The following is an 18,210-nucleotide window of genomic DNA, read 5'->3' on the forward strand; positions in this document are numbered from 1 at the left end:
GGGTCAAGGGGGCTTGCATGGGTGGTCCGCGGTTCGAGCCGGTGCGTGCCGTACGCGCTTACGAGCGGGTCGTGGAGCAGGTCGAGGAGGCCGTCGAGAGCGGCGCTCTCTCGCCTGGCGAGCGGTTGCCGAGCGAGCGCGAGCTGATGGTGCAGTTCTCCGTGAGCAGGTCCACCGTGCGCGAGGCGCTGCGGGTGCTGCAGGCCCGTGGCCTGGTGCGTTCGCGGCCGGGCGATCCCCACGGGGCTGAGGTGCTGCCGTTCACCCCCGCCGCGCTGCACAAGTCGATGACCACGCTGGCCCGCGTGGAGGAGCTGTCGCTGGCGGAGCTGGTGCAGTTCAGGATGGTGCTGGACTCGGCGGCCATCCTGCTGGCCGCGCGGCTGCGCACCGAGGAGCAGCTCGCCGAGATGGGCCGGGCGGTGGAGGCCATGCGGGGCGCGGTCGAGGCGGGGGAGGACGCGTTCGGGGCGGCCGACGTGGCCTTCCACGACGCGGTCGTACGCGCGGGCGGCAACAAGCTCATCGAGATCTGCACCGACGTGGTCCGGTCGATCGTGCTGAAGCTGATCGCCGAGCGCATCGCGGAGGCTCCCGACCGGGAGGCGCTGATGCGGCGGAGCATCCACCACCACGAAGAGGTGATCGCGGCGATGCGGGCAGGCGACGGTCCGCTCGCCGCGAGATTGTCAAGAAAAGCGATGTATGACTATTACGCCGGGTATGTAGAAGAATGTGAGCGAGGTGCCCTCCGGGCTCTGCTGGAGTGACCTGGCCCACAGGGTGTTATGTTGCCGAGGTGGCGCGCGTGGACGGGGACGGGCTGGCGGAGGCCTTCCTGCGCGAGCCGCGGCGATACACCAGTCACCAGGTCGCCGAGATGGCGGGGGTGCCGGTCTATCGCGCGCGGCGGTTCTGGCGTGCGCTGGGGTTCGCGAACGTGCCCGACGACGCGGTCGAGTTCACCCAGTCCGACGTCGAGGCGCTCAAGACGCTGCTCGGCATGGTGACCTCGGGCGTCTACGACGAGGAGCACGTGCTGCTCATGGCCCGCTCGCTGGGCCGGGCCACGGCCAGGCTCGCCGAGTCGCAGGCCGAGCTGGGCGTCGAGGCGCTCGACCAGGCGGGGGTGCCGCTGGCGGAGCGCTCGCGCGCCTGGCGCGTGCGGGCCGAGCGGGTGGTGCCTGACCTGGCGCGGCTGCTGGTCTACGCCTGGCAGCGCCAGCTCGCCGCCGCCGCAGGGCGCATCGCCGACCAGGACATGAGCGCCGTACGCCTGGCGGTCGGGTTCGCCGACCTGGTCGCCTTCACCCGGCTGAGCCGGCAGATCACGTCCGGTGAGCTGGCCCGGCTGATCGACAGGTTCGAGGGCCGCTCGGCCGACGTCGTCACCTCCTCCGGCGGGCGGGTGGTCAAGACGCTGGGCGACTCGGTGCTGTTCGTCTCCGACAAGGCGCACGTGGCGGCGGAGATCGCGCTGCGGCTGGTGGAGACGCACGCCCGCGGCCGGGACATGCCGGAGCTGCGGGTGGGGCTGGCGTCCGGGCCGGTGGTCTGGCGCATGGGCGACGTGTTCGGCACGACGGTCAACCTGGCCAGCAGGCTGACCGCGCTGTCCCTGCCCGGCACGATCCTGGCCGACCCGCAGCTCGCCGAGGAACTGGAGGGCGACCGGGCCTTCCGGCTGAGCGCGGTCAACCGGCTGTCGGTACGCGGGCTGGGCGAGCTGGCTCCGTTCACGGTGGTCCGCGCCGGGAGCGCCTGACCCGGGGGCAAGCGCACGGGCCACCCGGTTCGCCGGTCCACCGGGCGGTACGTAAAGTAGATCATCGTGAACGGACGCGTCGCCGTCGACGGCGAGCTCATGGGTGCCGAGGCGCTCCTCATGCTGGAGGCCCGCTACGGGCACTTCACCGCCATGCAGGTCAGGGACCGCGGGGTGCGCGGGCTGGAGCTGCACGTCGAGCGGCTGGAGCGGGCCAACCGCGAGCTGTTCGGCGGCGGGCTCGACCGGGCGGCGGTGCTGGGCTCGATCCTGGCCGTGCTGGGCGACGACGTACGCGACGCCAGCGTACGCGTCTACGTCGTCGAGGCCGGCGGCCGGCCGCGCGTCGTGGCCACCCGGATGCCGCCGCACACAGCGCCGAAGGGCCCGCTGCGCGTCCTGCCGGTCGTCTACCAGCGTTATCTGCCGCACGTCAAGCAGGCCAGCGGCTTCCAGCAGACCCACATCCTGCGGCTGGCCGCCCGCGAGGGCTTCGACGAGGCGCTGCTGACCACCGGCGACGGCCTGATCAGCGAGGGCGCGATCACGAACCTGGGCGGCTTCGCCGGCGGCCGGCTGGTCTGGCCGGACGCGCCGATGTTGCACGGCATCACGATGCGCCTGCTGGAGCGCATGGACGTGCCGCAGGAGCGGCGGCCGGTGACGGTGGCCGACCTGAGCGGGTTCGACCAGGTCTTCGTCTGCAACTCCTGGGGCGTGATGCCCGTCGGGCAGGTCGGCGAGGTGCCGCTGCGCGAGGATCCCGGGCTGGTGGCGCGGCTGCTGGAGTTCTACGAGGGCGTCGCCCGCGATCCGCTGGATTGATCCGGGAGGCGGGGGCGTTGCACCAAGACGTGACCGCCTACTCGATTCTCGACCGCTCACTCGTCCGCCGGGGGTCGACCCCGGCCGCCGCGCTGCGCGAGACCGTGCGGTTCGCGCGGCAGGCCGAGGAGCTGGGATACCACCGGTTCTGGGTGTCGGAGCACCACAGCGTGCCAGGAGTGGCGGGGTCGGCCCCGACGGTGCTGGCGGCGGCCGTGGCCGCGGCGACCTCGCGGATCCGGGTCGGCACCGGCGGCGTGATGGTGCCCAACCACCGGCCGCTGGTGGTGGCGGAGCAGTTCGGCGTGCTGGAGTCGCTGTATCCCGGCCGGGTCGACATGGGTTTGGGGCGTTCCGTCGGCTTCACGGGGGGCATCCGCAGGGCGCTCGGGCACGGCAAGGACGACGCCGACCGCTTCGGCGACCAGCTCACCGAACTGCTCGGCTACTTCACCGGCACGCAGACCGCGCACCCCGGGGTGCACGCGCTGCCCGCGGAGGGGCTGCGGCCGCAGGCGTTCGTGCTGGCGATGGGGGCCGGGGCGGACATCGCGGCCGAGCACGGGCTGCCGATGGTGATCGGGGCGGGGGCGCGGATGCCGGACGCGGTGGCCCGCTACCGGGCCGGGTTCCGGCCGTCGGCGTGGGCGGCGCGGCCGTACGTCGTCGTCGCGGTGAGCGTCGCGGTCGGCGCGAGCGCGGAGGAGGCGGCGCTGCTGCTGCTCCCCGAGGCGTGGTCCACGGCGCGTTCGCGCGTCGGCGGGGCCTTCCCGCCGCTGGTGCCCGCCGAGGAGGTCGCGGGGGCGGAGATGGGCGCGCGGGAGCGGGCGTACCTGGAGGAGTCGCTCAAGGGGCAGCTCCACGGCACCGAGAGCGAGGTCGCGGTGGCGCTCGGTTCGCTGGTCGCGACGAGCGGCGCGGACGAGGTGCTGGTCACCATGAACACCTACGACCTCGACCGGCGGCTTGACTCCTACCGCCGCCTCGCGTCGATCTTCAGGGGTTAGGATCACCCGAACATCGTTCCGTGCGAGTGAAGGGTGCTCTGATGACACGCCAGCACGCCATCGGTGACCTCCTGCGGCGCACTGCCGCGCGCCACCCCGCCAAGACCGCCGTCGTCTACGGAGACCTGCGGCAGAGCTACGCCGACCTCGATCGCACCGTCAACCGGACGGCCAACGCGCTGGCCGCCCGCGGTGTGGGCAAGGGCGACCGGTTCGCCGTGTTCAGCCACAACAACCACGCGTTCGTGGTGGTGTACTTCGCGCTGGCCCGGCTGGGGGCGATCTCCGTGCCGGTCAACTTCATGTTGCGGGCCGAGGAGGTGGCGTACGTGCTGGAGCACTCCGGCGCGACCGGGCTGCTGGCCGAGGAGGCGCTGCTGCCGGTGGCCGCCGCCGCGGTGACCGATCGGGTGCGGGTACGCGGCGTGATCGGCGCGGGAGCGGACGGCTGGGAGCCGTTCGGCGCGTGGTCCGCCCACGACGACGCCGCGGAGCCCCGGGTGGAGATCGGCGACGACGACCCGATCCAGCTCATGTACACCAGCGGCACCGAGGCCCGGCCGAAGGGCGCCACGCTGTCCAGCCGGAGCCTGATCGCCCAGTACGTCACCTGCGTGGTGGACGGCGAGATGAGCCCCGACGACGTGGAGGTGCACGCGCTGCCCCTCTACCACTGCGCCCAGTTGCACTGCTTCCTCACACCGGGCGTCTACCTCGGCGCCACCAACATCATCCTGCCCGGCGCGAGCCCCGCGGCCATCCTCGCCACGATCGAGGGCGAGCGCGCCACCAAGCTGTTCTGCCCGCCCACCGTGTGGATCTCGCTGCTGCGCCACCCCGACTTCGACCGCCGTGACCTGTCGTCGCTGCGCAAGGGCTACTACGGCGCCTCGATCATGCCGGTGGAGGTGCTGAAGGAGATCGCCGCGCGCCTGCCCGGCGTCCGCCTGTTCAACTTCTACGGGCAGACCGAGATGGCCCCCGTCGCCACGATCCTGGGCCCGGAGGAGCAGCTCACCCGGCTGGGCTCGGCCGGACGGCCCGCGCTCAACGTCGAGACCAGGATCGTGGACGACCACGACCGGCCGGTGCCGCCCGGCGTGGTCGGCGAGATCGTGCACCGCAGCCCGCACGCCATGCTCGGCTACTGGAACGACCCCGACACGACCGCCGAGGCGTTCCGCGGCGGCTGGTTCCACAGCGGTGACCTGGGCGTCATGGACGACGACGGCTACCTGTCGGTGGTCGACAGGAAGAAGGACATGATCAAGTCGGGCGGCGAGAGCGTGGCGGGACGCGAGGTGGAGGAGGCCATCTACGGGCATCCGGCGGTGGCGGAGGCGGCCGTGTTCGGGGTACCGGACGAGAGGTGGATCGAGGCGGTGACGGCCGCGGTGGTGCTGCGCGAGGGTGCGGGGCTGACCGCCGACGAGCTGATCGGGTTCCTGAGGGAGCGGCTGGCGCCGTTCAAGACGCCCAAGCGGGTGGTGTTCGTGGACGCGCTGCCGAAGAACGCCTCGGGCAAGGTACTCAAGCGCGAGCTGCGCGACAGCCTGGGATGAGGGCCTGAGGTGAGGGCCTGAGGCGAGGGCCTGAGGCGAGGGCCTGGGGGCCGCCACGAACGCCTGCGCCGTCCACGGCGCCGTCACCCTTCCGGCGGGCGGCGGTCGAGTGCCTGCGTCCACTTGACCGCCACGGCGGCCACCTGGATCAGCTCGGCGCGCAACCGCTCAGGGTCGGACTCGGCGAACGCCTCCATCACCTCCTCGGCCAGGATGTGCCGCCAGGTCAGGCCGCCGCCCTCGGCCGCGGTGTCGGTCGCCCGCCGCGCGCGTTCGGACTCACCGGCCGCGCCCGCGCCGCCGGTGCCGTCGGGCAGCACCTGCATGCCGAACCTGGCGTCCTGCGCCGCGCGCTCGGCCGTGACCTCGGCCAGGACCCGGGCCAGCGAGCCCGGCACGCCCGCGTCGCCGTCATGTGTCATGATCCCCAGTCTGGCGCACCCGGCGCTCCGCTCAGCTCGCGGGCGCGGGGCGGAAGCCGCGGCCGAGGCCGGCGTGGTGGGAGCAGACGTGGTCGCGGAACGAGCGGGCCGCCGGGGTGAGGCGGTCGCCCGCGGGCCAGCTCACGCAGATCGTCCTGAAGAGCGGCGGTGAGAGCGGGATCTCCACCATGCCCGCCGCGGCCGGAGGCTGGTCGGAACGGGGCAGGACGGCGACGCCGAGCCCCGCCGCCACCAGCCCGCGCACGGTCTCCGTCTCCTGCCCCTCGAACGCGATCCGCGGCTCGAACCCGGCCGCCGCGCACAGGTCGTCGGTGATCTGGCGCAGGCCGTACCCGGGCTCCAGCGTCACCAGGTCCTCCCCCTCCAGGTCCGCCGCCCGTACCCGTCTCCTGGCGGCGAGGCGGTGTGACTCGGGCGCCGACAGCACCAGCTCCTGGTCCGCGAGCGGGTGGCTGACCAGGTCGGGATCGTCGAGCGGCATGGGGGCGACGAACACCAGGTCGATCTCGCCCGCGCGCAGGGCGTCCAGCATGTCCTGGCGGGAGCCCTGCGCCAGGCTGAAGCGGATCGACGGGTTGCGCTCGCGGAAGCCGCCGATCAGGGACGGCACGAGCGTGCGCCCGAGCAGGTGCAGGAAACCGAGGACGACGTGCCCGCTGCCCGGGTCGATCTCCTCGCGCACCTCGCGGGCGGCAGCGGTCATGCTGGCCAGCGCGCGGCCGGAGGCGGCGGCCAGGGTACGCCCGGCCCTGGTCAGGCGGATGCCCCGGCCCGAAGGGAGGACGAGCGGGGCCCCGACCAGGTCCGCGAGGGCGGCCAGGCGGCGGCTGGCGGTGGGCTGGGGGATGCCGAGCAGTTCGGCCGCCCGGGTCACGTGGCCGGTCTCGCCGACGGCGGCCAGCAGGGCGAGGGCCGGGGCCAGGCGGGCGGCCAGCCGGTCGGCCGATTCATCCATCACAGTATGAATTATCGCCTATTACCGCATTGGACGTATTTATTAGCCGTGCTTAGCGTTTGAGGAGTGATGCGGTTCAAGGCTTCCCCCGTCTCCGGCGGCACCCGGCGGGTCAGCGCGGCCGTCGCGGCGGCGGGCTTGTCGTCGTTCGCCCTGCTGTACGCGCCACAACCGGTGCTGCCGCAGCTCGCGACCGCCTACCGGCTGGATCCGGGGAGCGCGTCGCTGGCCATCGGGGCGGCGACCGGGGCGCTGGCCGTCGCGGTGCTGCCGCTCGCCTGGCTCGCCGGGGTGGTGGGGCGGCGGCGGGTGATCCTGTGGTCCGTGGTGGTGTCGGCGGTGCTCGGGCTGGCGTTGCCGCTGGCGCCGTCCTTCCCCGCGCTGTTGGTGATGCGCGGGGTTCAGGGGGTGGCGATCGCGGGGTTCGCGGGGGTGGCGGCGGCGTACCTGGCCGACCGGCTGGGGACGGGACGGCTGGCCGGCGCCGTCGGGGTCATGATCGCGGGCAACTCGGTCGGGGGGATGCTGGGGCGGCTCGGGGCCGGGTTCGCGGCGGAGCCTCTGGGGTGGGAGGGGGCGCTGGTGGCGGTCGCGGGGGTGGCGTCGGTGTGCGCGGCGTTCACCGCACTGACACTCCCCCGCGACACCACCGCCGCCGCTGCCGAAGCCCCTGCCGAAGCTCCGGCGGCCGACGCTCCGACCCACGGCGCTTCGGCAGGCAGCACTCCGGCGGGCGGTGCTTCGGCCCATGGCGCTTCGGCGGGCGGAGCTTCGGCGGCGCGGGCGCGCTGGGGCGGGGCGGGGCTCGTGGTGCCGGTGCTCGTCGGAGGGCTGGGGATGGGGGCGTTCGTGGCGTTGTACAACGCGGCCGGGTTCCGGCTGGCCGCCCCGCCCTTCTCGCTCGCCCCGGCCGCCGCGTCCCTGGTCTTCCTGTCGTACGCGATGGGCACCGCGTCCTCGGCCGCGGCCGGACGGCTGGCCGGGCGTCTCGGACGGACGCCGGCGCTGGTGACCGCGCTGGCCGTGACCGTGACAGGGTCCGCGCTGACCGCGCACCCGTCGCTGCCGGTCGTCGCCGCCGGGTTCGCCGTACTGACTGCCGGGTTCTTCGCGGCGCACGCCATCGCCAACGCCTGGGCCACCGCCGAGGCGCCCCCCGCCGCCCGCGGCCGGGCCGCCGGGGTCTACACACTCAGCTACTACCTGGGCAGCGGCGCCGGCGGCACGGCCGGGGCCGTCGTGTACGGGCACGCGGGATGGACCTGGCTGATCGTGATGACGTCGGCGTGGCTGGCACTGGCCGCGCTCACCGTCGTCCTGACCCACCGGCGAGCGCAGGGTCCGGCACCCGCAGCCACCGCGTCCAGAGCGTCTGTGGAGTCCGGGGCGTCGGGGGCGTCGGGGGCGTCGGGGGCGTCGGGGGCGTCCAAGAGGTTCGGGGCGTTCGGGGTGAAGGCGCCCGCAGTGGAAAATCGCCGAGGCCGGGCCCGCATCACGTGACGGAGCGCTCAAGGGAGTCGGTCAGCCAGCCGTGCATCGCGCCGACCGTGGCCCGCTCGCCGCTGACCTCGCCGACGAGCCGCCAGTAGCGGCGTACGCGGGGATCGCGGTCGCGCTGGACGGCGCCCAGCAGCTCGCGGCGGAAGGCCGGGGTGTCCTCGCTGCGCCTGACCGTGGCGTGGGCGGCCACGAACCGGTCCAGCTCCGGCCCCTCGCGCGGCGGCTCGCCCGCGATCACGGGCGGCCCGGCCAGCGTGATCGCCTCGCCGATGCCGTACAGGAGCTCGTTCTCGTCGCCGATCGTCCGGGAGTTGGCCCGCGCACTGTCGCGCAGCTCGCGCCGCAGCGAACGGTCACCGGCCAGGGCGACCAGCTCGGCGTACGCGACCACCTGCGACGGCGTCGGATCGAACGGCGGCTGCGGAACGGCCATGGCCACGAACGAGACGAACAGTTCCTCGGAGACCGGCGCCACCATCTGCAGCCGCCAGAACTCCACCAGTTCCTCGCGGGCAGCGGCGCCGTCCTCGACCACGGCCAGCAGCGCGAGCCTGGCGGCCTGTTCGCCCGGGTCGGCCTCCTCCACGGACCGCAGCGCGGCCCGCCGCCAGGCCAGCTCGGCCAGGCGCAGATCGAGCGCGGCCCGCTCGGCGGCGACCGCCTCCGCCATGGAACGCTCGCCGCTGAACACGGACGCGATCGCGGTCAGCCCGAGGCCGAGCCCACGCAGCCGCCTGATCATGGCCAGCCGCTCGACGGCGTCGCGACCGAACTTGCGGTGGCCGCCGACGCTGCGCACCGACGCGACGATGCCCTCGTCGCAGTAGAAGCGGATGGTCCGCACAGACACACCGGTGAGACGGGCCAGATCTCCGATCCCGAGTGTGTCGTCGCGCCCAGGCACCTGAACCTCCACTGAGACTGAACGTCTCAACGACACCAACACTACCGTTGGCCAGAGAGGCCCGTCGTAGGCCCTTCAACGGAAACGCCCCCCGCTCCCCCGCTCCCCGGCGAGCCGCTGACAGCGGCGCTCGCCCCTGTCGACGCACCATGCTCGAAAGCCCCACGACAAGCGTGACGCGCTCGCCGCCCTCGCCGCACTCGCCGCGATCAAGCGGGACAAGGAGCCGCCCTTGTGGCGTCGTCACCCCACCAGGTCGTCGATCTCCGTGAGCAGCGCCTGCTTGCGCTCCTCGGCCAGGTACGACGCCTTGACGCCGTTCCTGGCCAACTGAGCCAGCTCCGTCCTGCCGAAGCCGAAGGCCCGCGCGGCGGTCCGGTACTCGTCGGCCAGCGTCGTGGCGAACATGGGCGGGTCGTCGCTGTTCAGCGTCACGTACAGGCCCTCCTCCAGCATCCTCGGCAGCGGGTGCTCGCCGATGGCGGCGACCTGGCCGGTGCAGACGTTCGAGGTCGGGCAGACGTCCAGCGGGAGCTGGGTGTCGCGCAGGTAGGCGACCAGGCGCGGGTCCGCGAGGCAGTTGATGCCGTGGCCGATGCGCTCGGCCCCGTAGCCCTCGATGACCTCCCAGATCGTCTCGGGTCCGGACATCTCACCGCCGTGCGGGACGCTGTGCAGACCGGCGGCGCGGGCGGCCGAGAACGCGGAGCGGTACGCGTCCCGATATTTCGCGCGCTCCTGCTCGATGCCGCCGATCCCGAAACCTACCAGCGCGGCGGGAGGTTCCTGGAGCGCGTGCTCCACCGTCACCCTGGCGGCCTCCTCGCCGTACTCGCCGAAGATGTCGAAGATGTACGCCACCTCCACCCCATGGTCAGCCAGGGCGCGGCTCGCGGCCAGGTCCAGGGCCTGCGTCACCTCGCGCATGGGCATGCCGACCAGGTGGTGGGCGTACGGCGTCACCTGGAGCTCCACATAGCGGGCGCCTTGCGGGGCCAGGTCACGCGCCAGGCCGAGGACAAGGGTCGCGACGTCCTCCGGCTCCCTGACCAGGGCGTTGACGGCCTGGTACACCTGGGCGAAGTGGGGGAAGTCGCGGAAGGCGTAGAAGCGGCGCAGCTCCTCCTCGGTCGTGGGGACCGTACCACCGGGGTGGCGGCGGGCGAGCTCGAGCACGGTGGCGACCGAGGCCGAGCCGACCAGGTGCACGTGGAGCTCGACTTTGGGGAGCGCGTCGATGAAGGCGTCGATGGTCATGGCCACGACCATATGAGCGACATTTCCCAAAACAACAGCCTTCACCGGGAAGTCTCACAGAAGAATGTCAGGTTCAACGTCTTGGAACGGTCGGAGCCCGTGACCAACGCAGAATTTTGCACGACCAGGAAGCACTCCGACATGCCATGGAGGGGATGCCGCCGCGGTGTTCGGAGCGGCCCCCGCGCTGCGTGCCGACTCGGCTCATCTTGCGGAGTTCGGCATCCGGCGGCGATAAGCACGGGGCAGCCCCGTCGGGGAGCGGCAACCGGCACACGTTCGGATGGCTGCCCGACGCGGCCTTCCGACTTACTCCACTACTGGAAGTCAGTCGCAACGCTGCCTGACTGTTCTGAGGCGCAAAAGCTCAAGCGCCACCCCGCGCTCTCCTCGCCACCCTGGGGCGCCAACACTTGGGATGGAGTGAATCGGGCCCACGCCCCCAGAGCCGCCGGGGCGACGACCACTACCTGCAGCCCGTCTGAGACCCCTGAGTCCTGACGAGCGCCGCCAGTTGCCGCACCCCCGCTGCCCTGGGATGCCGTGTGGCGAGGTCGGTCGCGATCTTGTGGATGGAGGGCGCCGGATCTCACCGGGAGCCTCGCGGTGTGCGGCCAGCAGCGCGCGGGCGGTCTCTTCTGGACGGCCCGCTTGCCACCAGGCACGCGCCAAGTCGGTGTGCAGGCGCCCGCGGCGCTCGGTGGTGGGAAACTGACCTGGGTGCAGTAGTCGGCCGACCCGTAGTGCTGCTCCTGCGTCGCCGAGAGACCAGTGGATTCCGACCCGGTACAGCGCGATGCTCGCGGATGTGACCGTGAGCGGCTGACCATGAGGGGCCGATATACGCGCTGCAGCGCGTTCTGCGTCGGCGATCATCTCCAGCGCGCGTTCCCGGTCACCTGAATGAGCCGCGTTGTACGCGCACGTGCACAACAACTGTGCGTACGTCGCCGCCTCAGCGGGGGTCGTCAAGCCCGTAGCCTCCAGATGGTCGGCGGCCTCCGCCGTAACCCGGTCAGCAAGGGCATGCCGCCCCTCGTGGCGCAGGACGATGCCGAGTTGGCGCGTGGCGGACGCCATCGCGACCTGCGACCCGGACAGCCGGGCGTACGCCGTCGCGCGGTCGGCCGTGATCCGTCGCGCGGGCGCACCGAGCTTGGCCAGGACGTCGGTGGCAAGCTCGTAGCACGAGGCCAGCCGCGCATACCCGCTGGGGCCACGGTCCTGCTCGGCAACGGCGTGCGCGACGCTCAGCAGCCCCGGTAGCCGGTCCACGAGCGTGTCCAGCCCCCGGCGTTGAACAGCGCGCGGGCGCGGGCGAGGCGAGCGGCGACCTCGCTCGCCGTCGGCGGAACGGCCGGTGCCGGCAGGATGGCCAGAGCATCGTCCAGCGAGGTCAGCATGTGCGCGGGGACCGTGAGGCCCGCTGCGGCCAAGAAGGTACGGCGTCTCACGGGATCCTCCTGGGACTGAGGCTGGAGGGCGGTTGCCGCCACCGTAACCGACGCCGGATCGGTGAACCCGAGGGCAGCGCCGAGCACGTCGGCTGGGACTCCAGCAGCCTCGGCGACGCGCCGCAGTGTCGGGAGGTCGCTCGTGACCCGACGGCGGGTCTCCAGGCGGGAGATCGTCGACGCCGAGTATCCGGAGGCGCGCCCGAGGTCGGCCTGCCGCCACCCGCGGGCCTGCCGGGCGACCTTGAGCACACCACCGACGTCCTCAGCGCTGATGAGCGCCCGAACCCGTGCTGAGTCCCATAGCGCATCGCGTGCGTACATGTAGCGCTCCTGCGATCACACAGAGTCCTTCCAACGGTACGCCGCCCGGCCGCGGTCAGTGAGCGGAGTTGCACAATCTGCACACGATCTGCGGCATCAGACCGGCGTATGTGAGCCGACCCGCCCGCAGTGTGTCGTGGCGGCATCAGCGCGTACCAACGGAGTTCTCTGAATGGAGGAACGCTCATGGGTGTTGACTTCCTCTGGCTCGAAGTCACGGGCAAATGCCAGCTCGCGTGCGATCACTGTTACGCGTCCAGCGGCCCGGACGGCACGCACGGCACCATGCTGGCCCGTGACTGGATCCGGGTCATCGACGAGGCCGCCGCTCTCGGGGTCACCATGGTCCAGTTCATCGGCGGAGAGCCGACCCTGCACCCGGACCTGCCCCGCCTCGTACGCCACGCCCTGGACACGGGCGTCCAGGTCGAGATCTACACCAACCTCGTGCACGTGTCACCGATCATGTGGGACACCTTCCGCCTGCCCGGCGTGCGCCTGGCCACGTCGTACTACACCGACAGCCCGGAGGAGCACCAGGCCATCACACGGCGGCCAACGCTCAGGGCCACGACCAAGAACATCGCTCGCGTGCGGGAACTCGGAATCCCCCTGCGTGCGGGCGTGATCGGAGTCCTGGAGCGCCAGCGCACGGGAGAGGGCGTCGCGGTCGTGGAACGGCTTGGCGTCGCTGAGATCGGCTACGACGACCTACGCGAAGTCGGGCGCGGCGTCCGGGAGAACGGCCCCGGAGTCGACCAGCTCTGCGGCCACTGCGGCGACCGCAAGGCGGCCATCTCGCCTGCCGGCGACGTATGGCCCTGCGTCTTCTCCCGCTGGCTCCCCGTCGGCAACGTCCTCGACGCGCCGCTCGCCGACATCCTCACGGGCGGGACCTTCGAGCGCATCACCGGCGAACTGCGGCGTGAGTTCGACGCACGCGCCGTTTGCAAACCGAACCAACCGTGCCGTCCCGACCCGTGCAGCCCCGACTGCAGCCCGTCCTGCCAACCCGCACGCAACTGCCGTCCTGCGAACAACTGTGCGCCGAACTACACATTTGGTCCCTGTGCGCCGAAGGATCAGAACTGCAATCCTGTGAGGAACTGCAACCCGAACAAGTGCCGCCCGACCGGCCGCTGAGAGGCCCATGACCAGCCGACACACCGACTCCGGACAGCGCGCCTTTCTGTGGCGCATCCTCGCCGAGGGCGCCCGGCGGCTCGGCGCGTCCCTCACCGGTGACCCGGTGTTCGGCTGGCACGATCGCACCATCGGATCGGCCGCTCTGCGCCAGGGCGGCCGATTCTGGCTACGGGCCACCGCCGAACACCACGACTGGACCGGCGGTGAGACGTGGACCGGCAACCAAGACGCCGCCGACATCACCGGCGTTCCCAAACCGGACCTGCTCGGCCGCGTCGAGTGGGACGAGCCGCCTGTCGCCATCTACGCCGAACTGCTCACCTACGTGCCCGAGGCACCCTGCTCGCCCACTCCGGAGCTGACCGTCGCCCTCGCGCTACCAGACGCATGGTGGACCGATCTGCGTAGCGCCGTCGACACACTCGCCACACATCCCACCCACCGCGGCGCGACGAACATCGTCTCCCTGGCGCGACGCGTCGAAGAGTTCTACGAGCAGCCGATCGACCCGCCCGAGGCGCCGGTCCCGCTGGTGGAGCACACCGATCTGCACTGGGCCAATCTGACCCAGCCGAGACTGTGGATCCTGGACTGGGAGCACTGGGGCGTCGCCCCCGCCGGCTACGGCGCCGCCGTCCTGTACGCGCACAGCCTGCTCGTCCCCGCCGTAGCCCGGCGAGTCCATGACACGTTCGCCGACCTCCTCGACACCCCCACAGGGCGCCTGGCGCAACTGTCCGCCGCGGCGCACATCCTGCACCGCCAGGCGGTCGGCGGCGACTACCAGACCCTCGCCACTCCCGTACGCGCTCTCGCCGACCGTCTGCTCAGCCCCACGAGGGGACGATGATGCTGCTCACCCGTCTGCGCGTGCCGGGACGCACTCCCGGCGGCTGGCCGTTCAGCCTGCCGGCGGTCCGCCACATCGCCGAACACCAGGTGCGGCTGAGCGCGCCGGTCGTGTTCCTCGTCGGCGAGAACGGATCCGGCAAATCGACGATCGTCGAAGCCATCGCCGACGTGTGCGGCATCAACTCCGAAGGCGGGAAGGCGGGCACCAAGTACGCCAGCACGGGTGCGGCGACGCCATTGGGCGAGGTCCTCGACGCCGAGCTGACCTCGGCCGGCCTGCGACTCATCCGTGGCCCCCGGACCAGGCGGCGGGCGTTCTTCTTCCGTGCCGAGACGCTGTTCAACCTGGGGCGGAACGTGTCCGGCAGGCACGGCTTCTGGGAGGAGGACCTCACCGAGCAGTCGCACGGTGAGAGCTTCTTCACGGTCCTGGACCGGATGGTGTCCGGGCCCGGCCTCTACCTGATGGACGAGCCCGAGGCCGCGCTCTCGTTCGGCTCCTGCTTGCGGCTGGTCGCGCTCATGAACCGGGTCGCGGGAGAAGGCGGCCAGATCATCTGCGCGACGCACTCTCCGATCCTCGCGAGCCTGCCCGGGGCGCAGATCCTGGAACTCGGCGACCCCGGCATCCGGGACGTCCTGTGGGAGGAGTTGGAGCTCGTGGATCACTGGCGCCGCTACCTCGCCAAGCCGGACCTCTACCTCCGGCATGTCATGAACGGCGACGAGTAGCCGACGACGGCGGTCGCGAATGACCGGGTGAGCGGCGTCATGGTCGGCGGCCTCCTGCCGCTCGGCCTTCTCCGGCGGCCCGTCCCGTGCATGGCCCGAGCGGCGGTGGAGGGCGGCGACTCAGCGCATGCGCTGAGTACGCGTGTGGACTTGACCTCCAGTGGGACTGGAGTTTCTACGGTGACGGCGTACCCCGTGGAGAGGAGTCACATCATGACCGTAGAAGATGCCTCGGTGGATGCCGCCCGGATCGTGGAGGGGCTGTGGGAGCAGACGGCCGGGTTCGCGCGCGCCGTGGCCGGAGGGGAGCCCGACGCCCGGGTGCCCACCTGCCCAGAGTGGCGGTTGCGCGATCTGGTCGGGCACATCGGGCAGGCGCACCGCTGGGCGGCCGAGGTCGTCCGCACCGGGACGCCGGTGCCGGTGCCCGACCCGCGCGAGGCCGACCCGGGCACGCCCGCCGCATGGGAGGAGTGGCTGCTGACCGGCGCCGGGGAACTGGTCGCAGCCGTACGGGAGACCGAGGACCGGGCTCGGGGACGGGCCGAGGTGTGGTCGATGGTGGGGCCGGTGCCGCCTCGTTTCTGGCTGCGCAGGATGTTTTGCGACACCGCCGTGCACCACTACGACGCGGCCGTCACGACGGGGGCGGCGTTCGAGATCGCCGACGACCTGGCGGCCGACGTGCTGACCGAGGGCATGCAGCTCCTGGCGACGCCATGGGCGCGGTCCGCCAAACCGGAGCTGGCGAAGCTGCGCGGCCGGGGCGAGCGCCTCGCCGTCCTGCCGGACGGGATGGCGGGCTGGCTGGTCACCCGTACGCCCGAGGGGATCCGGTGGGAGCGGGGGCGCGGGAACGGCGACGTGGAGCTGTCGGGGCCGGTGGCCGAGTGCATGCTGGTGCTCGCGCGGCGGCTGCCGCCCCGGGACGTCACCGGCGACCGGGCGCTGCTGGAGCACTGGCTGGCGCACACCGCGTTCTGAAGGGCGGTCGGGTCAGAGCTCGACGTACGTCTCCGGGTCGCCGCCGATGCGTCCGCCGGTGGACAGGTCGTCGAGGCGGGCCATGTCCTGCGGCGACAGGCTGAAGTCGAACACCTCGAGGTTCTGCCGCGTGCGGCCGGGATCGGCCGACTTGGGGATGGGCACGGCGCCCAACTGCAGGTGCCAGCGCAGCACCACCTGCGCAGGAGTACGCCCGTGGGCGGCGGCCACCTCGGTCACGACGGGCTCGTTCAGCAGCTTGCTCCCGGCGCCGAGCGGGCTCCACGACTCGGTCACGATGTCGTGGTCGGCGCCCCAGGCGCGCAGGCCGCTCTGGGGGAAGCCGGGATGCAGCTCGATCTGGTTGACGACCGGCCAGACGCCGGTGTCGGCGACCACGCGTTCGATGTGCTCGGGCGTGAAGTTGGACACCCCGATCGAGCGGACCAGGCCCTGCTCGCGCAGGTGGACGAGGGCCCGCCAGGTCTCGGTGTAGAGGCCGCGGCCGGGCAACGGCCAGTGGATGAGGTACAGGTCGACGTAGTCGAGCCCGAGCCTGGCCCGGCTCGCCTCGAAGCCGCGCAGGGCCGCGTCGTAGCCGTGGTGGGAGCCGCGCAGCTTCGTCGTGACGAACAGGTCCTCGCGGGCCACCGGCGTCTCCGCCACGGCGGCTCCGACGCCGCGTTCGTTGCCGTACGAGGCGGCCGTGTCGATCAGCCGGTAACCGAGCGTGAGGGCGTTCGTCACGGCCTGGTGGGCCTCCTGGTCGTTCATGGGCCAGGTGCCCAGGCCCAGGCGTGGCATCGAGTGGCCGTCGGCGAGCATGACGGTCATGGCGTGGTCCTTCCCCCGTTGACGTGACGGGATCCGCTTCGGCGTGACGGGCGGGTGCGGATGTGCCAGGCGGTGTCGGCGTGGCGGGTCCCTTCGGCGGGGGCTCCTCCTACCCTCGCGATCCGCCCCCAACCGGCCCTGGCCCGGGGCCGGGGCGCCCGGTCAGCTTTCGAGGTAGCGCAGGATGGCCAGCACGCGGCGGCTGTAGCCGGGGTCGCGGGGCAGGTCGAGCTTGTCCGTGATGGCGTTGACGTGCTTCTCGACCGTGCTGAGCGAGACGTGCAGGCGTTCGGCGATGGCGGCGTTGACGTATCCCTGGGCCAGGTGGCGCAGCACCTCGCCCTCGCGTGGGCTGAGCCTGCTCAGCGGGTCGGCGCGGGTGGTGCGCGCCAGGAGCTGGCGCACCACCTCGGGGTCGAACGCCGTGCCGCCCGCGCGTACCCGCTCCAGCGAGTCGAGGAACTCGGCCACCTCCGAGACGCGGTCCTTCAGCAGGTAGCCGAGCCCTTCGGTGGCACCGGCCAGGAGCCGGGCGGCGTAGTGCTGCTCGACGTACTGCGACAGGACGAGCACGGCGACCCCCGGCAGGCGCTCGCGGATCTCCAGCGCCGCCCGCAGCCCTTCGTCCTTGTGCGTGGGCGGCATGCGTACGTCGATCACGGCCACGTCGGGGCGGTGTCGCGCGGCGGCGTCGAGCAGCGCGGGCGCGTCGCCGACGGCGGCGACGACCTCGTGCCCGGCGTCGGCGAGCAGCCGGGTGAGGCCCTCGCGCAGCAGGACGGAGTCGTCGGCGAGGATCACCCGCACGGCGGCGCCTTGGGCAGCGTGGCGCCGATCCGGGTGGGGCCGCCGGGCGGGCTGTCGACGGTGAACGTGCCGTCGAGGGCCAGCACCCGCCGCGCCAGCCCGGACAGGCCGCCGCCGGAGGGGTCGGCGCCTCCCTTGCCGTCGTCGGATATCGCCACGCTCACCGTCCGCTCGTCCTCGCTCAGCACCACCAGGATGTCACGCGCGGCGGCGTGCTTGACCGCGTTGGTGAGGGCCTCGCGGGCGACGAAGTACAGCGCGGTCTCGACCTCCGAGGCGAGCCGCGCGCCGAGACCGTAGTGCACGGTGACGGGCACCCCGGCCCGCTCGGCGGCTCCGGCGAGCGCGGCGCGCAGGCCCAGCTCGTCGAGCGCGGTGGGGTAGACGCGCCAGGCCACGCTGCGCAGTTCGTCGAGGAGGCGGCGTGACTCGGTGTAGGACTGTTCGACCAGCTCGGCGATCTGGTCGTGGTCGCTGCTGTGCCGGGCGCGGCCGAGCAGCATGGCCAGCGCGACGCCGCGCTGCTGCACGCCGTCGTGCAGGTCGCGTTCGATCCTGCGGCGCTCGTCGTCCACGGCCCTGACGATGCCGGAACGGGTGGCGGTCAGCTCGGCGATGCGCCTGCGCAGCCGTTCCTCAGGGCCGGGGCCGAGGAAGTGCTCGGCCAGGCGGCGGTCGGCCGCGGCCATGGCCACGGTCAGCAGAGCGAGCACGACCACCGTGAGCAGGCCGGTGGCCAGGCCGAGCGCGCCGTCGCTGGTGACGATCTTGACGCCGGGCAGGTCCAGCGGCACCGGCCGCGAGTGGCCCCACAGCAGGTCCCACGTTCCGCCCAGCAGCAGGAGGACGGCCAGGAACA

The 18,210-nt window shown here is 72.4% G+C and carries 18 protein-coding genes; 10 read left to right on the top strand and 8 right to left on the bottom strand.

The window, feature by feature from the left end; all coding sequences use genetic code 11:
• The first annotated feature begins 17 nt into the window (after positions 1-17).
• The 5 genes from ABD844_RS06770 to ABD844_RS06790 all read left to right on the top strand — a co-directional run bounded on the left by ABD844_RS06770 (position 18) and on the right by ABD844_RS06790 (position 5,159).
• Positions 18-770 (top strand): FadR/GntR family transcriptional regulator, encoded by a 753-nt coding sequence (locus ABD844_RS06770; protein WP_344874064.1) that lies wholly within the window; start codon positions 18-20, stop codon positions 768-770.
• 29 nt (positions 771-799) lie between these two features.
• On the top strand, positions 800-1,765 hold the full coding sequence (locus ABD844_RS06775; protein ID WP_344874065.1) for an adenylate/guanylate cyclase domain-containing protein: 966 nt from the start codon (positions 800-802) through the stop codon (positions 1,763-1,765).
• A 66-nt stretch (positions 1,766-1,831) separates the two neighbouring features.
• A complete protein-coding gene (locus ABD844_RS06780; RefSeq protein WP_344874066.1) occupies positions 1,832-2,590 on the top strand; it encodes an aminotransferase class IV in 759 nt (252 codons plus the stop codon).
• A 17-nt stretch (positions 2,591-2,607) separates the two neighbouring features.
• Entirely contained in the window at positions 2,608-3,597 is a 990-nt protein-coding gene (locus ABD844_RS06785) for an MsnO8 family LLM class oxidoreductase (RefSeq protein WP_344874068.1), read from the top strand.
• A 41-nt stretch (positions 3,598-3,638) separates the two neighbouring features.
• A complete protein-coding gene (locus tag ABD844_RS06790) occupies positions 3,639-5,159 on the top strand; it encodes an acyl-CoA synthetase (RefSeq protein ID WP_344874070.1) in 1,521 nt (506 codons plus the stop codon).
• 83 nt (positions 5,160-5,242) lie between these two features.
• Here the strand turns inward: ABD844_RS06790 and ABD844_RS06795 are convergent, their stop codons facing one another.
• Positions 5,243-5,581, bottom strand: coding sequence for a hypothetical protein (locus ABD844_RS06795; RefSeq protein ID WP_344874072.1), 339 nt, complete (start codon positions 5,579-5,581; stop codon positions 5,243-5,245).
• Positions 5,582-5,612: 31 nt separating this feature from the next.
• Entirely contained in the window at positions 5,613-6,557 is a 945-nt protein-coding gene (locus ABD844_RS06800) for a LysR family transcriptional regulator (RefSeq protein WP_344874159.1), read from the bottom strand.
• Between the two features lie 69 nt (positions 6,558-6,626).
• Here ABD844_RS06800 and ABD844_RS06805 point away from each other — a divergent pair, with 69 nt between their 5' ends.
• On the top strand, positions 6,627-8,057 hold the full coding sequence (locus ABD844_RS06805) for an MFS transporter (RefSeq protein ID WP_344874074.1): 1,431 nt from the start codon (positions 6,627-6,629) through the stop codon (positions 8,055-8,057).
• On the opposite strand, the gene ABD844_RS06810 is transcribed toward ABD844_RS06805, so the two are convergent.
• From ABD844_RS06810 to ABD844_RS06820, 3 genes are all read right to left on the bottom strand, one after another.
• The gene (locus ABD844_RS06810; protein ID WP_344874076.1) at positions 8,050-9,003 is read right to left on the bottom strand and encodes a MerR family transcriptional regulator; all 954 of its coding nucleotides are present in this window, start codon (positions 9,001-9,003) and stop codon (positions 8,050-8,052) included. The genes ABD844_RS06805 and ABD844_RS06810 overlap by 8 nt on opposite strands.
• Before the next feature lie 201 nt (positions 9,004-9,204).
• Positions 9,205-10,218 (bottom strand): adenosine deaminase, encoded by a 1,014-nt coding sequence (gene add, locus ABD844_RS06815; protein WP_344874078.1) that lies wholly within the window; start codon positions 10,216-10,218, stop codon positions 9,205-9,207.
• A gap of 1,250 nt (positions 10,219-11,468) precedes the next feature.
• A complete protein-coding gene (locus ABD844_RS06820) occupies positions 11,469-11,996 on the bottom strand; it encodes a helix-turn-helix domain-containing protein (RefSeq protein ID WP_344874080.1) in 528 nt (175 codons plus the stop codon).
• Positions 11,997-12,182: 186 nt separating this feature from the next.
• Between ABD844_RS06820 and ABD844_RS06825 the strand changes: the two genes are divergently transcribed.
• From ABD844_RS06825 to ABD844_RS06840, 4 genes are all read left to right on the top strand, one after another.
• Complete coding sequence (locus tag ABD844_RS06825) at positions 12,183-13,139, top strand: radical SAM protein (protein ID WP_344874082.1); 957 nt, start codon at positions 12,183-12,185, stop codon at positions 13,137-13,139.
• 7 nt (positions 13,140-13,146) lie between these two features.
• A complete protein-coding gene (locus ABD844_RS06830; RefSeq protein WP_344874084.1) occupies positions 13,147-13,992 on the top strand; it encodes an aminoglycoside phosphotransferase in 846 nt (281 codons plus the stop codon).
• The gene (locus ABD844_RS06835) at positions 13,989-14,726 is read left to right on the top strand and encodes an AAA family ATPase (protein WP_344874086.1); all 738 of its coding nucleotides are present in this window, start codon (positions 13,989-13,991) and stop codon (positions 14,724-14,726) included. Before ABD844_RS06830 ends, ABD844_RS06835 begins: the two co-directional genes overlap by 4 nt.
• A gap of 213 nt (positions 14,727-14,939) precedes the next feature.
• Entirely contained in the window at positions 14,940-15,710 is a 771-nt protein-coding gene (locus ABD844_RS06840; RefSeq protein WP_344874088.1) for a maleylpyruvate isomerase family mycothiol-dependent enzyme, read from the top strand.
• 12 nt (positions 15,711-15,722) lie between these two features.
• On the opposite strand, the gene ABD844_RS06845 is transcribed toward ABD844_RS06840, so the two are convergent.
• The 3 genes from ABD844_RS06845 to ABD844_RS06855 all read right to left on the bottom strand — a co-directional run.
• Complete coding sequence (locus tag ABD844_RS06845; RefSeq protein WP_344874090.1) at positions 15,723-16,544, bottom strand: aldo/keto reductase; 822 nt, start codon at positions 16,542-16,544, stop codon at positions 15,723-15,725.
• Between the two features lie 162 nt (positions 16,545-16,706).
• The gene (locus ABD844_RS06850; protein ID WP_344874092.1) at positions 16,707-17,351 is read right to left on the bottom strand and encodes a response regulator; all 645 of its coding nucleotides are present in this window, start codon (positions 17,349-17,351) and stop codon (positions 16,707-16,709) included.
• The coding region (locus ABD844_RS06855) for a sensor histidine kinase (protein ID WP_344874094.1) at positions 17,342-18,210 on the bottom strand (869 nt) is incomplete at its 5' end. The genes ABD844_RS06855 and ABD844_RS06850, both read right to left, overlap by 10 nt.

The organism is Nonomuraea antimicrobica, from assembly GCF_039536965.1.
Taxonomy (GTDB): domain Bacteria; phylum Actinomycetota; class Actinomycetes; order Streptosporangiales; family Streptosporangiaceae; genus Nonomuraea; species Nonomuraea antimicrobica.